The 14,510-nt window shown below is 69.7% G+C and carries 13 protein-coding genes; 6 read left to right on the forward strand and 7 right to left on the reverse strand.

What is annotated here, in order from left to right; all coding sequences use genetic code 11:
- The first annotated feature begins 17 nt into the window (after positions 1 to 17).
- The 5 genes from ACFXIV_RS22340 (at position 18) to ACFXIV_RS22360 (ending at position 4,913) form a co-directional block, all read left to right on the forward strand.
- Positions 18 to 1,010 carry a 1-phosphofructokinase family hexose kinase gene (locus tag ACFXIV_RS22340; RefSeq protein ID WP_379396141.1) on the forward strand — a complete coding sequence of 331 codons (993 nt, stop codon included), beginning with the start codon at positions 18 to 20 and terminating at the stop codon, positions 1,008 to 1,010.
- Entirely contained in the window at positions 1,010 to 1,933 is a 924-nt protein-coding gene (locus tag ACFXIV_RS22345; protein ID WP_379396139.1) for a universal stress protein, read from the forward strand. The genes ACFXIV_RS22340 and ACFXIV_RS22345 overlap by 1 nt, the downstream gene beginning before the upstream one ends.
- Before the next feature lie 29 nt (positions 1,934 to 1,962).
- Positions 1,963 to 2,910 (forward strand): universal stress protein, encoded by a 948-nt coding sequence (locus ACFXIV_RS22350; protein WP_379396137.1) that lies wholly within the window; start codon positions 1,963 to 1,965, stop codon positions 2,908 to 2,910.
- A 76-nt stretch (positions 2,911 to 2,986) separates the two neighbouring features.
- Entirely contained in the window at positions 2,987 to 3,985 is a 999-nt protein-coding gene (locus ACFXIV_RS22355; RefSeq protein WP_379396135.1) for an Acg family FMN-binding oxidoreductase, read from the forward strand.
- Between the two features lie 28 nt (positions 3,986 to 4,013).
- A complete protein-coding gene (locus tag ACFXIV_RS22360; protein WP_379396133.1) occupies positions 4,014 to 4,913 on the forward strand; it encodes a universal stress protein in 900 nt (299 codons plus the stop codon).
- Positions 4,914 to 4,937: 24 nt separating this feature from the next.
- Here the strand turns inward: ACFXIV_RS22360 and ACFXIV_RS22365 are convergent, their stop codons facing one another.
- From ACFXIV_RS22365 to ACFXIV_RS22395, 7 genes are all read right to left on the reverse strand, one after another.
- Positions 4,938 to 6,647 carry a GAF domain-containing sensor histidine kinase gene (locus ACFXIV_RS22365; protein ID WP_379396131.1) on the reverse strand — a complete coding sequence of 570 codons (1,710 nt, stop codon included), beginning with the start codon at positions 6,645 to 6,647 and terminating at the stop codon, positions 4,938 to 4,940.
- Positions 6,648 to 6,755: 108 nt separating this feature from the next.
- Positions 6,756 to 9,062 carry a phosphoenolpyruvate synthase gene (ppsA, locus tag ACFXIV_RS22370; protein ID WP_379396129.1) on the reverse strand — a complete coding sequence of 769 codons (2,307 nt, stop codon included), beginning with the start codon at positions 9,060 to 9,062 and terminating at the stop codon, positions 6,756 to 6,758.
- Positions 9,055 to 9,231 (reverse strand): hypothetical protein, encoded by a 177-nt coding sequence (locus tag ACFXIV_RS22375; protein ID WP_379396127.1) that lies wholly within the window; start codon positions 9,229 to 9,231, stop codon positions 9,055 to 9,057. Before ACFXIV_RS22375 ends, ppsA begins: the two co-directional genes overlap by 8 nt.
- Positions 9,228 to 9,707, reverse strand: coding sequence for a DUF2267 domain-containing protein (locus ACFXIV_RS22380; RefSeq protein WP_379396125.1), 480 nt, complete (start codon positions 9,705 to 9,707; stop codon positions 9,228 to 9,230). Before ACFXIV_RS22380 ends, ACFXIV_RS22375 begins: the two co-directional genes overlap by 4 nt.
- A gap of 45 nt (positions 9,708 to 9,752) precedes the next feature.
- Complete coding sequence (locus ACFXIV_RS22385) at positions 9,753 to 10,307, reverse strand: flavodoxin domain-containing protein (protein WP_379396123.1); 555 nt, start codon at positions 10,305 to 10,307, stop codon at positions 9,753 to 9,755.
- A gap of 80 nt (positions 10,308 to 10,387) precedes the next feature.
- On the reverse strand, positions 10,388 to 11,266 hold the full coding sequence (locus ACFXIV_RS22390) for a DUF302 domain-containing protein (RefSeq protein ID WP_379396121.1): 879 nt from the start codon (positions 11,264 to 11,266) through the stop codon (positions 10,388 to 10,390).
- Between the two features lie 134 nt (positions 11,267 to 11,400).
- The gene (locus tag ACFXIV_RS22395; protein ID WP_379396119.1) at positions 11,401 to 13,731 is read right to left on the reverse strand and encodes a heavy metal translocating P-type ATPase; all 2,331 of its coding nucleotides are present in this window, start codon (positions 13,729 to 13,731) and stop codon (positions 11,401 to 11,403) included.
- Positions 13,732 to 14,067: 336 nt separating this feature from the next.
- Here ACFXIV_RS22395 and ACFXIV_RS22400 point away from each other — a divergent pair, with 336 nt between their 5' ends.
- Positions 14,068 to 14,508, forward strand: a complete 441-nt coding sequence (locus tag ACFXIV_RS22400; protein ID WP_379396117.1) for a pyridoxamine 5'-phosphate oxidase family protein — start codon at positions 14,068 to 14,070, stop codon at positions 14,506 to 14,508.
- Positions 14,509 to 14,510: the final 2 nt, after the last annotated feature.

Genomic DNA, 14,510 nt, shown 5'->3' on the forward strand with positions numbered 1-14,510 from the left:
CCGAGAGAAGGCGGCCGATGCCGATCGTGACCTTGACCATGAATCCCGCGATCGACATCGCCGCCGGTGCGGACCGCATCCGGCCGACCTCCAAGACCCGCTGCACGCCACCGCGATTCGATCCCGGTGGCGGCGGAATCAACGCCGCGCGCACCATCGCGGCTCTCGGCGAGCCGGTGACCGCGATCTTCCCGGCGGGCGGCCCGTCGGGGCGGCAGCTCGAGGAGCTGGTCCGTGACGCCGGAGTCCCGATGCGATCGATCCCGATCTCCGGCCATACCCGGGAGAACCTCGCGGTCACCGACAACGGAAGCGGCGACCAGTTCCGATTCGTGTTTCCGGGACCCCGGGTGACCGCGCCGGAACTGCATCTCTGCTTGAGTGAAATCGAACGCGCGGCAGTCGGTTCCCGCTATGTGGTCGCAAGCGGCAGTCTGCCCCCGGGTGTCCCGGACGACCTCTATCAGACTCTCGCCGACCTGCTGCGCGACCTGGGTGTCCGTCTGATCCTGGATACGTCGGGTGCAGCGCTGCGCGCGGTCCGGTACGGGGTTCACCTCCTGAAACCGAGTGTGCGTGAGCTCGCCGAGCTCACCGGTCACCCGCTGCCCGACCGCAAGTCGCAACTCGCGGCCGCGCGGGAGCTCATCCTGGCGGGAGTTTGCGAGATCGTGGTCGTGTCGCTGGGGGCGAGCGGCGCGCTGGCGGTGACGCGCTACGACGACGAGTGGTTCCCGTCGCTCGAGGTGACCGTCCGCAGCGGTATCGGGGCCGGTGACGCCATGGTGGGCGCCATGACGGTCGGCCTGGCACGCGGCTACCCACTCGATGAGGCGGTGCGGCTGGGCATCGCCGCCGCCACCGCCGCCCTGACCACGCCGGGCACCCGGCCCGGCCATCCTGCCCGCATCGCCGAGCTGTACCAGCAAGAACCTGAGACCCGGCCGAGCTGCTTCTCGCCGGCCGGCTCGGGCAGCGCCGAAACGCCTGTTCCACAGAGGAGGACGTGATGACACACGAGGACTACGACGATCCGCACCACTTGGCCTCGGCCGGTGTCGTGGTCGGAGTGGACGGATCGCTCGGATCGGAGCTCGCCCTGCGCTGGGCCGCGAGCTATGCCGCCCAGCGCCGCCGGGAGCTCCAGATCGTGCACGCCCTCGATCTGGGCGGAGTCAGCAGTTCTGGAGGGCCCTCCGGGGTGGTGCCGCCGTCGGTGGTCGACGCGGTGCGGGCCCGGGGGCAGCAGCTCGTTCGCGAGGCCGAGGAGATGGCGCTGCGGATCGAACCCGGATTGCGGACCGCGACACGGCTTTCGGTGACCAATGCAAGCAGACTGCTGGTGGAGCTGAGCTCGGCCGCCTACGCGGTGGTGCTCGGAGCGACCGGAAACGCCGGGACATTCGTCCATCTGGGATCCACGCTTTTCTCCGTCACCTCCCATGCCCACAGTTCCGTGATCGTGGTGCGCCCGGATCCGGATGCGCACGACACTCTCCGCGAGTTCGGACCGGTCGTCGTCGGCGTCGACGGCAGCCCGGTCAGCGAGGCCGCCATCGCCACGGCCTTCGCCGAAGCCGCCGAACGCCACGCCGACCTGGTCGCCGTACATGTCTGGAGCGATTGGGATTTCGGCGAATACCTCGGTGACCGAGCCCCCGCCGATCTGGACCAGGTGGACGGACTCGAGGACGCCCTCCTGACCGAACGACTCGCGGGCTTCCAGGAGAAGTACCCGGACGTGCAGGTCACCCGCCGCATCTATGCGTCCGCCCCGGCGGACAAGCTGCAAGGGTGGTCGAAACACGCGCAACTGATCGTGGTCGGCAACCGCGGCCGCGGCGGTTTCACCGGCATGCTCCTGGGTTCCACGACGCACACGCTGGTGCAGCACGCCCATTGCCCGATCATGGTTGTCCGTCCCGCGGAGTGAGCCGAGCAGCCACCGAATCAGGAGACGTCATGGAAGAGAATGCTGTTCCCACAACGAGTTTCGAGCACTCGGATCACGATGATCTGGGGATCGTCGTCGGCACGGATGGATCCGAGATCTCCTATCAGGCGGTGATGTGGGCCGCCGTCGAAGCCGACATGCGGGGCTGCCCGCTGCATATCGTCACCTCGTACGCGAACCCGATCGTGGCGGGGGCGACGGAACAGAACCCCCACGACAGGCGTGACCTGAGGCAGCGAGGACAGCAGGTGCTCGCCGACGCCGCGCGTATCGCCGCCCACGCAGTGCCGGGGGCGAGCCTGCACATCAGGACCGAACTGATCTTCGACATGATCATCGGCGCGTTGATCGAGCGCTCGCGGCGGGCGCGGCTGCTGGTGGTCGGCAATCGGGGGCTCGGCTCGATCGGGCGGGCGGTGCTGGGGTCGGTGAGTACCGCGCTGGCCCGGCAGGCGCACTGTCCGGTCGCGGTCGTGCACGGTGTTTCGGAGACAGACCCGGCCTCGGCGTCGAAACCGGTGGTGGTCGGGGTGGACGGATCGGCGAACAGCGTGCCGGCCATCGAGCTCGCCTTCGGGGAGGCGTCGCGGCGCAAGGCCGACCTGATCGCGGTGCAGGCGTGGAGTGATACGGGTGGCTTCGACTTACCCGTGATGGGGTGGGACGCGATCCGCAAGACCCAGGATGTGCTGCTGGAAGCGGCCCTCGCCGGCTACGCCGCGCGCTGTCCGGAGGTCACCGTGCACCGGGTGGTGTCCTCCGATACCCCGGTGCGCGCGCTGCTGGAGCAGGCCGAGAACGCACAGCTCGTAGTGGTCGGCAGCCATGGCCGGGGCGGATTCGCCGGGATAGGGCTGGGCTCGGTGAGCACCGCGCTGCTGCATCTGGCGCAGTGCCCGGTCCTGGTGGTCCGTCAGCCATCGCAAACCCGGGCCGAAGAACCCGCCGGACAGTGACTTTCGGCCGTCACCGGCGGCCTGTCGCACGGGCCATGCTGGGTGAGAGCACGAGAATTTCGAGGAAGGACAGGCAATGTCGACTCTCCCCGATCACGACACCATCCGCGCCGCCGTGGCGCTGGCGGTGCGGGCGCCGTCGGTGCACAACACCCAGCCGTGGCTGTGGCGGGTCGGCGACACCACGGTGCACCTCTACGCCGACGACAGCCGCCGGCTGCCCTACACCGACCCGGACAGCCGGGAGCTGGTGGTGAGTTGTGGTGCGGCGCTGCATCATCTGCGCGTGGCATTGCGCGCGGTCGGCTGGGATACGGTCGTGCACCGGTTCCCGAACCCCGCCGAGCCGAGACATCTCGCCGCCCTGGAGCTCCACCACGCCGAGCCCGACGCGTCCGCTACGCGTCTGGCGCGCGCTATTGCCCGGCGGCGCAGCGACCGTCGCCGGTTCACCTCGTGGGAGGTGCCGCCCGCGCAGGTATCCGCGGTCGTCGCCGCGGGCGCGGATGTACCGGGAGTGCAGGTCCGCGAGATCGACACGACCGGGGAGCACGCGCGACTGATGCGCGCTTTCGTCGACGCCGCGACCGCACACCGCGATGACGCCGGCTACAACGCCGAGCTGACGGAATGGAGCGGCCACCACGCCGGCACACAGGGCGTACCCGCGCGCAACGCGGTGGTCCCGCCGGATGCGACAGTCCGGCCGTTCGGCGACCCCCGCCTGCCCGAGGCGGTCGTGAGTGACACCGAGGAGGCCGCGCGAATGCTGTTGGTGTGTACCGCCTCGGATGATCTCTGGGGCTGGCTACGCGCCGGCGAGGTGGCGAGCGCGGTACTGCTCGAGGCCACCGCGCGGGGGCTGGCCACCTGCGCGCTGAGCGAACCCCTCGAAGTCACCGGTGTGCGGACCCGGATCCGCCGGGATCTGCTGGGCGACTTCGGTTATCCGCAGCTGATCATCCGGATGGGCTGGGCGGCGACCAGCGCCGCACCGGTACCCACCACACCTCGGCTCCCGCTCGAGGACATCGTCCGTCCGCTCGAATCGCTGAGCCTGTCGGGTGAGCAATAGCGAAGACATGAGAGTCAGGAGCGCACAAATGACTGAAAACCTTGCCCCGCAGGTGGATCCGAATCCACCGATCGTCGTGGCCGTGGACGGTTCGGCCGTCTCCTACCAGGCGGTGGCCTGGGGGACGCTGGATGCCGCGCGGCACGGGGCTCCCTTGCACATCGTCACGTCGATTTGCGCGCCGGCCGGGCCCTCGCCGACCGTCGTGCTCGATGCCCCCGACATGGCTTCGCTCGAACTGGACGGCGAACGCATCGTGGGTGAGGCGACCCGCATCGCGTCCGAGACGCTGCCCGGCGAAGGGGTCGAGATGTCCTCGGAAGTCACCGAGGAGCCGATCATCTCGCGCTTGATGGACCTGTCGCGGGACGCCCGGATGATCGTGCTCGGCAGTCGCGGACTCGGCGCGCTCCGGCGTGGGCTGCTGGGATCGGTCGCCACCGCGGTGACCCACCACGCGCACTGCCCCGTTGCCGTCATCCATTCGACCGCGGCGGCGGACCCGGTATCGGCGCGGCAGCCGGTGCTGGTCGGTGTCGACGGCACGTCGAACAGTGTTGCGGCGCTGGAGCTCGCGTTCGAGGAGGCGTCGCTGCGCAAGACCGGCCTGACCGCACTGCACGCCTGGAGCGACGTCAGCGGACCCTACCTGCCGATGTCGGGGTGGGAGACCATCGAGGAGCAGGAGCGGGCGACCTTCGGTGAGGAGATGGCCGGATACGCCGAGCGGTATCCCGATGTCCCGGTACGGCGAATCCTGGTGAAGGATCGTCCGGTTCGCTCGCTGCTGGACGAGGCCGAACACGCGCAGCTGGTGGTCGTCGGCAGCCACGGACGGGGCGGCTTCACCGGCATGCTCCTGGGTTCCACCAGCAACGCCCTGCTGCACAGCGTCGATTGCCCGATCGTCATCGTGCGCGGCGAATGACCGGTTGGCGCGGCGGCCGCCGGTTCACTCCAGCGGCGCCGCCCAGTGCAGCAAGGTCCCCGCTCCCTCGGGGTTGGGGCCGAAGGAGAAGGTGCCGCCCATCTCCTCGGCCCGGCGCTGCAGGTTGTGCAGCCCACTCGGGGTGATGTTCTCGGGGATCCCGCAGCCGTCGTCGGCGACCAGCACAGTCAGATCGTCGGAGACGTCGATGGTCACCGCGACCGTCGCCGCCCCGGCATGCCGCACCGCATTGGAAACCGCTTCGCGCACCACGGCTTCGGCATGGTCGGCGAGTTCGGCCGCCACCACCGACAGCGGCCCGGTGATGCGCAACGACGTGCGCAGGCCGGTATCGGCGGTGTGCGTGCGGATCACCTCCTCGATCCGCTGCCGCAGCCGGGTGCTGCTCGCCGCGCCGCCGTGCAGGTCGAAGATCGAGGTGCGGATCTCCTGGACCACGTCCTGCAATTCGTTGATGACGTCCGAGATCCGGTCGCGCACTTCGGCCGAACGGGCGCGGGCGACGGTGCCCTGCAGGCTCAGACCGGCCGCGAAGAGCCGCTGGATGACATGGTCGTGCAGGTCGCGGGCGATGCGGTCGCGATCGGTCAGCACGTCGAGTTCGCGCATGCGCTGCTGGGCCTCGGCCAGCTGGATCGCCAGCGCGGCCTGATCGGTGAAAGCGCCTGCCAGTTCCTGTAATTCGTCCGCGAACGGGGGAGCACCGGCCGGGCGGACCATGACCAGCACACCGAAGGTCGACTCCTGGGCGTTGAGCGGCAGGATCAGCGCGGGTCCGGCGTCGAGCGCGATGTCGAGACCGAGATCGTCGCTGTCGTCAAGGCACAGGGCCACACCCTGGCGGAACGCTCGTCCGATCGCCGTCCCGGATGTGTGGACCACTCCGGTGTGACGGTGATCGTCCGGACCGGCGCACTTGCTGATCCGCAGCCCCTCGGCGTCGGCGTGGTTGCTGTCGGGTTCCTCGTCGACGGCGAGGAACGCCCATTTCGATTCGGTGAGGGTGCGCGTGTGTGTGACGAGGTGAGCGAGCACCTGCTCGGGATCGGTTCCGGCCAGGAATTCGGTGGCGATGTCGCGGGTGGCTTCGATCCAGGCTTGGCGGGTGCGGGTGGACTGATAGAGCCGGGCGTTGTCGATCGCGATTCCGGCGGCCGCGGCGAGGGCCTGCACGATGACCTCGTCGTCCTCGGTGAAGGGTTGGCCGCCGGACTTCTCGGTCAGATACAGGTTGCCGAAGATCTCGTCGCGGATCCGGACGGGCACGCCGAGGAAGGTCCGCATCGGCGGATGGTGGTCGGGAAAGCCGACCGACGAGGGATGGTCGGCGATGTTGTCCAGGCGGATCGGCTTGGGCTGGCTGATCAGCAGACCCAGCACGCCGCGGCCCTCCGGGAGATCGCCGATCCGGGCTCGCATCTCCTCGTCGATGCCCTCGTAGATGAACTGTTCGAGCTGATCGTCCGCGCGGACGCCGAGCGCGCCGTAGCGGGCGTCGACGAGGCTGATGGCGGTGTGCACGATGGTGCGCAGGGTTTGATCCAGATCGAGCCCCGAGGTCACCGAGAGCATCGCCTCGACCAGGCCGTCCATGCGGTCGCGAGCGTCGATGATCTGTTCGACACGGTCCTTGACCTCGGTGAGCAATTCCCGCAGCCGCAGCTGGGAGAGGGTGTCACGTACCGAGTAGGAGCCGTCGGGCTCAACGGTCATCTCGTGTTTTCCTGTACTCGTGTCGGGCGCGCGCGACTTGTTCTGTTACGGCTGTTTCATTTTAGGCGCGCGCCCGACGACGATAGTGCAGGTGAGTGGACGGCAGTGTCACCGCCGGTCCGGCTGGGCAAGTGCGCGGTCCAGGAGCACGCGCCGTTCGGCAGCTGCGACGGCGTGCCGGGTGCGCTGGATCGCATCGGGCGAGACGGACACCGACGTGATGCCCGCGCGCACGAGATGCTCCACGAATTCCGGACGGGTGGAGGGCGCCTGGCCGCACAGCGACGAGGTGATGCCGAGCCGGCGGGCGGTGGTGACGATCTGCGCGATGGCGTCCAGCACCGCCGCATCGGATTCGTCGAACAATTCGGCGCACTCCTCGGAATCGCGGTCCACGCCCAGCATGAGCTGGGTCAGATCGTTGCTGCCGATGGAGATTCCGTCGATCCCCAGTCCGACGTACTCCGGTAGCCGGTAGATCACCGACGGCACCTCGGCCATGACCCAGCGGTGCAGGCCCCGCTGGCGTCCGAGCGGGCTCGCGTCGACGAGCTCGAGGCACTGCTCGAGTTCCCAGCGGGTGCGGACGAACGGGATCATCAGGTGCACGTTCGGGGTCTGTTCGCGCACGCGTGCGAGCGCGGCCAGTTCGAGCCGGAACATCTCCGGCTGGCGTACGTAGCGGTAGCAGCCCCGGAACCCGATCATCGGGTTGTGCTCCCGGGGCTCGTAGCGCTCGCCGCCCTCGAGCGCCCGGAACTCGTTGCTGCGCATATCGCTTGCCCGGTAGACGACCGGGCAAGGCGCGAAGGCGGAGCTGATCCGGAGGATGGAGGCCGTCATGCTCTGGACGAACTTCTCGTCCTCGCCGCGGGCGATGAGATCGCGGGGATGGCGGCCGCCGAGCGCCTGGGTCAGCAGGACCTCGGCGCGCAGCAGGCCGACCCCGTCAGCGTCGCCGGCGGCGACGCGTTCGGCGACTTCGGGCAGCGCGAGATTCACGTAGACGCGGGTCGCGGTGGCCTCGGGTGCGGTGGTCTCGGGGACCGGACGCGGCACCGCGGTGATGGTGGCCGGAAGCGGGTTTCCGGCGTACACCTGGCCGGCGGACCCGTCGACGGTGACCTCCTGGCCGGTGGTCAGCTGGGAGGTGGCCGTGCGGGCTCCGACGATGCACGGGATACCGAGTTCGCGCGCCACAATGGCCGCGTGGCAGGTCATGCCGCCGCTGTCGGTCACCACCGCGGCGGCCCTCGACAGGGTCGGCAGCCAGTCCGGATTGGTCATGGGAGCGATCAGTATCTCGCCGTCGCCCAGCGCGGATCCCTCTGCGGGAGAGCGTAATACGCGCGCGGGCCCAGTGGCGCGGCCGGGTGCCGCGGCCAGCCCGCGCACCAGCACCCGACCCTCGACGGTGGGCGCCACGGGCGGTTTCGCCGCGGCGTCGCCGGGCAGTATGGTGATCGGCCGCGCCTGGACCAGCCAGAGATGCTCGTCGTCGAAGACCCATTCGACGTCCTGGGGGCGGCCGTGGTGCGCCTGCACCTCGAGTGCGAGCCGGGCCACGGCGACGGCCTGGTCGTCGGTGAGCGCCGGCGCCTCGGCCTCGGATTCGGAGAGCTGAATTCGCTGATCGCCGTCCGCGCCGGGCACGATGGCGAAGCTCTGGTTGCCGACCTCGGTGCTGAGCAGTGTCGGTCCGGCCGCGTCGAGGACGTAGGTGTCGGGTGTGACGGCGCCGGACACCACCACCTCGCCCTGGCCGCGCGCGGCGTCGATGACGATGCGATCGAGCGAACCGGTGGCCGGGTCGGCGGTGAAGGCCACGCCGGCCGTGCGGGCGGCCACCATCCGCTGCACCACCACGGCCATCTCGGGCCGATTGTGCATGCCGCGCCGCGCCCGATAGGTCAGCACGCGCGGGGAGAACAGCGATGCCCAGCAGTCGGTCAGCGCGGTGATCAATTCATCGTCGCCGTGAATATTGGTGTGGGACACGTTCATTCCCGCGAACGACGCGGTCGCGCTGTCCTCGCCGACAGCCGAGGACCGCACGGCCACGGTAACGGCGTCGCCGAGCCGGTGGTAGGCCGACAGCACGGCATCACGGACGGCCGGCGACATCGGGGTGTCGTGCACGAATTCCCGCATGCGGCGGCACAGCTCGTCGAGCTGCTGTGTCTCGCCGCGGGTCGCGCCCTGCGCTGCCGCGAGCCCGCGGGTGTGCAGTTCGTCGAGTTCCGGGCCGTGCGCACCTGCGCAGATCACCTCTTCGTAGGCGGATTTCAGCACGACGAACCCCGGCGGCACGGGCAGCTGCGCCGCGACCAGTTCGCCGAGATTGGCGCCCTTGCCGCCGGCACGGTCGGCATCGGTCAATCGCAATTCATCGAAGGTGGCGACGTAGTCACCCATGATGGCTCCAGTTCTTTTTCGACCCGGGCAGCATGAGCAGCAACAGGATCGGGACGGCGAGGATGAACAAGGCGGACAGCATCGCCAGCGGCGATGCGCCGCTGAGTTCGAGGCCGGTGACCACGAAGGGAAGTGCGATGACGAACAGGGGGGCGTGCCGGATCGTCACTGCTGCGCCTCCGGAGTCTCGAAAATACCTGCGGAGGTGAGAATTTCACTGAAATCGGTGCCGAGCAGCACGCGCCGCAGGGGTACGGGAAGTTGTGCCAGCACGTGGTCGAGCTGGCCGGGGGAGAACAGCTGGGCCAGCGCGTCGGTGACCGCCGCGGACATCCGCCTCGCCTCTTCCGTCGACACGTCGGCCGTCCGGGCGAATTGGTCGAGGAACGACTGCGGATCATGGCGCACGGGAACACGTCCCGGCGTCCAGCCCTCGTAGTAGACACCGCGCAGCAGCGTGGGCAGCTGGGCGCTCAGGTGTGCGGCCGCGCCGATATCGAGGCGGTCGCGCACGGTGTGCAGCCAGGCGCGCAGGGCCCGGTGCGCCTGCATCCGGTCGTCGGTGCCGAGCCGGTCGGCGACGGTGCGCAGCCAGATGCGGCCGGTATGGATCGCCGGGGCGAACGGATCGGTGTGATGGCTCATCGGCATGGCCTTTCGCGAAAATCGGGATGACCGCAGGCGTGCGGGTCAGGGGTGGGTCGGAGTGGCCTTGGCCTGCGGCAGGTGCAGAGCCTGCGCGATGGTGTCGGTCCAGATCGTGATGTCGGACCAGTCGCGCAGGTCCCCGTAGCGGGCACCGCCGAGCAGGCGATACATGGCGCGCGCGGGCAGCGAGACCCCGGCGCGTTCGTAGTGCCCGGCGAACGCGTGGAAATCACGCGGTGCGATCGAGTCACGCAGGGCGGCAATCTTCTTCGGGACGATATGGCCGATGCGGCGCCCGGTCGGACCGACCAGGGCCGGCCCCAGCCCGACGCTGAACAGCCACACCGGGTAAGCCTGGAGTTCGTGGCGATGCGACCGGACGAATGCGGCCATCTCCGGCAGCAGGGCCAGATCGTGCACGGCGCTGCCCAGCACGATGGCATCGAAGGGCGTGAGTTCGGGAGCGTGTTCGACGTCGGCGACCTCGACGGTCGCGCCGCGCGCCGTGAGATAGGCGCCGATGAAGTCGGCGATCTCACGGGTGGATCCCTGGGCGGTGGCGTAGATGACGGCGACGCGGGGAGCGGTGGTTTCCATGCATCGAGCCTGCTCGCGTGGCCGGATTTCGGTGAGAGGACTCCTACCCGTGGTGACCGGGACCATGGTCCTCGACCGCCTCAGCCGGCCGCCGCGGCGGGATGGGACAGGCCGGCCAGCGCGGTGGCGAGCAATCGACGGGCCTCTTCGGCCGGTCCGGCGAGCTCGGGCCTGGCCAGGACCTCGGCGAGCAGCGTGGGATCGGTGGCCTCCACGAGCACGCCGGTCCGGTCGGCCCGCACGACGACATTGCAGGGCAACAGCAATCCCGCCTCCCGGTCGACGGCGAGGGCGCGACCGGCCAGCTGCGGGTTGCAGGCTCCGAGGATCAGGTAGTCCTCGATGTGCTCACCGGTCCCCTCCCGGAGGGCGGCCTGGACATCGAATTCGGTCACGACGCCGAATCCGTGCTCCCGCAATGCAATCCGGGTGCGGTCCACGGCGTCGGGGAACGTCGCATCGAGGTGGACGGCGATGGCCGCGGCGGGTGCCACCGGAATCCGGATCTCGGTGATCAGCAGACGGGGATCGCTCACCTCGTCGGGGCCGATGAGATAAGCCTCTGTCGGCGGCCCGATGGGCCGATAGCCATTGCCCTGCAGCCACTCTCGCAATGCGCGGTACCCGGCGTCGATGTGGTGATAGCTGCCGCGATGGCAGGTGCGGGCCACCAGCGCCGGCGACTGGATGGTCAGCTCCGCACCCGAACTCGGGCCGAGGGCGGGTGCGGCCTCGATGGGAAGCCCGAAATCGACGACGATGGCATCCTCGGCGGGCAGTTCCCGATGGAAGGTGATCGTCGGCGCGCCGTTCGCGACCAGACCGGCCTGCTCGGCGACCTCCTCCAGCCGGTTCATGCCGCCGACAATGCCGTCGCTCAACAGGTCCGGGCGGATCTCCAACGGTATGCGCAGCACCGCCTGCGGCGGCATCTCGCACACGTTCACCCGGTACTCCATGACGCGCCTCCTTCGATGGTTCGTGCGTTCAGCGTGCGTCCGGACGCGCGGGCGGCACAGAGGACAAGGTCACGGTGGCGGGGGAACAAACGCACAGCCGTACGGGGCGATCGGCCGGCAGGCCCGGGTCATGATCACAGTCGTTCGTCGGCGGCGAGGGCGAAATAGTTCTCCTCCTCCTGCACGAAGTGCAGGCGCAGCACCGCATGCAGGCCGTAGAGGCAGGCCAACAGGTCGTCGATCTGATCCGGGTCGAATCCGCCACGCGCGTGGGCCAGTTCGAGATGGGTGCCGATGCGGGTGGCCAGCCGCTGGATCTCGGCGTGCGCGCGGCTCATGGTGGCGGTTGCCTCGGTGCCGCCGAGCGGCGCGGCGAGCGCGGGATAGAGCTGGGTCTCCTCGGCCACCTCATGGGGCAGCAGGTCCTCGATCAGAAAACGGTGCACGCTGTCGAGTGCCGCGAGGGCAGCGTCATCGGGGCGGTCCGCGACCCGGTCGGCGACCGCGCGGAGCTTCGCGAGGGCGTCCTGCAGGACATCGTGTTCGGCGGCGAAGCGGTGGAGCAGCTCTTCGGTGCCCGCCGGCAGGTCGAGACGGGCGGCCGGATTGCCGCGCAGTGCTCGCAGCGCGTTCAGGATCACGGCGACATCGATGGCCTCCTGAAGCAGCGCACCCGCCGCGGGCGGCAGCCAGCCGACGGCCGCGACGACCATGGCCGCCAGCGACAGGGTCATGCCGACGGTCGCGCTCTGGACCGCGATGCGCCGCGACCAGCGGGCGATGTCCATGGCGTCCGCGAGCCGGTCCAGCCGATCGGTGGTGAGCACGATATCGGCGGCCTCGGACGAGGCGGTCGAACCCCGCGCTCCCATGGCCACTCCCACCGTGGCGGCGGCGAGGGCGGGCGCGTCGTTGATGCCGTCGCCCACCATGACGGTCACCTGCTGCCGACTCTCCCGGCGCACCGCCTCGACCTTGTCGGCCGGGCTCTGGCCCGCGTAGACCTCGTCGAGGCCCAGCACCGTCGCGACCTCGCGCGCGGGCTCGGGACGATCACCGGTGAGCATGACGAGACGGTTCAACCCGGCCTCACGCAGCCGGCGCAAGGTGCGGGGCGCCTGCCGCCGCAAGGGATCCCGCAGCAACACGACACCCCGGGGGTCGTCGTCGACGACGATCCAGGCGACGGCGGCGGAGTCCAGCCGTGCCCGATTCATCACCGGCCGCGCCCATTCCGGGGTGATCATCGACTCCGGCAACTTCCCCACCTGCACGCGATGACCGTCGACAGTGCCGGTGACGCCGCGACCCGCCTGCTCGGAAACCGCTGTGGCAACGGCGAGCTGGAGCTTGCGGGCCAGCGCCTCGGTCACGATCGCCTCGGCCAGCACGTGCGGCGACAGCTGATCCACCGAGGCGGCCAGCTGCAACAGCCACGCTTCATCCGCGCCCGGAGCGGCGGCGACTTCCGTGACCACGGGCCGCCCGGCCGTGACGGTACCGGTCTTGTCCATGACCAGAGTTGTTGCGCGACCGAGATTTTCCAACGCCCCGCCGTCGCGCACCACCACGCCGACCCGCGACGCACGTGACAGCCCCGACACGATGGCAACGGGCGCGGCCAGCAACAACGGGCACGGTGTCGCGACCACGAGCACCGCCACCGCACGCACCGGCGATCCGCTGAACCAGTACGCGGCACCCGCGACGAGCAGGGTCAGCGGGAGAAACCACACGGCATAACGGTCCGCCAACCGGACCGTGGGCGCGGTGGCGGCTCCGGCTTCGCGTGCCAGCCGCACGATTCCGGCATAGGTGCTGTCGTCGGCCGTCGCGGTGGCCCGCATCTCGAACACGCCGCCGGCATTGAGCACGCCGCTGCGCACCGGCTCCCCGGGGGCGCGCTCGACCTGGAGCGGTTCACCGGTCAGTGCCGATTCATCCAGTGCCGCAACGGTATCCATGATCCTGCCGTCGGTGGGAACCACCTCGCCGGCGGCGATCACCAGGATGTCGCCCGGAACGATCTCATCGAGATCGACGACCCGCACCACGTCCCCCCGCCGTAGCCGTGCCGACCGCGGCGCTCGCTCGAGCAGGGCCCGCAGGTCCCGGGCGGCGCGCCGCTCGGCGGCGGCATCGAGCGCGTGCCCGCCGCTGAGCATGACCGCGATCAAGGCGCCCGCGAGGTACTCGTGCACCCAGAGCGTGCCGGCCAGCGACAACACCGCGATGAGGTCCACTCCGGCGCGCCCGCGGCGCAGCGCCGCGACGACCCACCACACCGCCGGGATCATGGCCACCACCGTGCCCGCGGCCCAGCACCAGTCGGCCACTGCTGTCGCCCCGGCGACCCAGGCGACGCCACCGGCGACCAGCGGTGCGATCGTGCCGGCCAGCAGCGCCGTTCCGAGGACGCCGCCGGCTCGATCCAGCCAAGCGTGCAAACGTGAATCGGCCACCATGCTCTCGTCCCTTCACCGGGTGTGCACTCCCGATCAGTGCATCGCAGTTGTCCGACGGAGTGGCAGGGCCACAGTCCCCGAACACCACTGCCCTTCGTCCCTGTCGTGGCCGGACCACGGCTCCTGGTGCGGTGTGCCCGATACGGCAACCTGAGACAAGGATCTCGGTGTGCGAGTCGGTGTTGCCAGGCTCATCGGTGCGATGTCGGTTGTGGGCTGTGCCGTGTCCGATGGATGTCCGAGACAGGACCTTCGGCCCTGTGGGGGCGCGGGTTCGGGTGTTGACATGGATCGAGGAGATGCAGTGCCGGGGATCGGGTGAGAAAGGGTTTGCAGTTGAAACGTGGGTATCAGTTCGCTCCGCGCGCCACCGTGAGTCTGGGGCGTGCGGAATCACTGCGGCTGCTGGCCGATGTCCCGTTCGGGAGGGTCATCTTCACGCGTGACGCGTTGCCCGCTGTGCGGCCGGTGAACCATCTGGTCGACGAGGGCGAGATCATCGTCGTGCGGACCCGGCTCACGTCTCGGCTGACATCGACCGTGCGTGCGGATTCGAATGTGGTGGTGGCGTACGAGGCCGACGACATCGACCCCGTTGCGGGGCTGGGATGGTCGGTGGTGGTGACGGGGATCGCCCGCACCGTGACGGATCCGGAACGGGTCGCACGCTACGAGCGCCTGCTGCAGCCGTGGGTCGACGGGGAGATGGACACCATCGTCGCCATCGAGCCGACCCTGGTGACCGGGGTGCGGCTCGTGGCGAAGCAGGCGGTTTAGCG

It is taken from the genome of Nocardia sp. NPDC059236, assembly GCF_042754085.1.
Lineage (GTDB): Bacteria > Actinomycetota > Actinomycetes > Mycobacteriales > Mycobacteriaceae > Nocardia.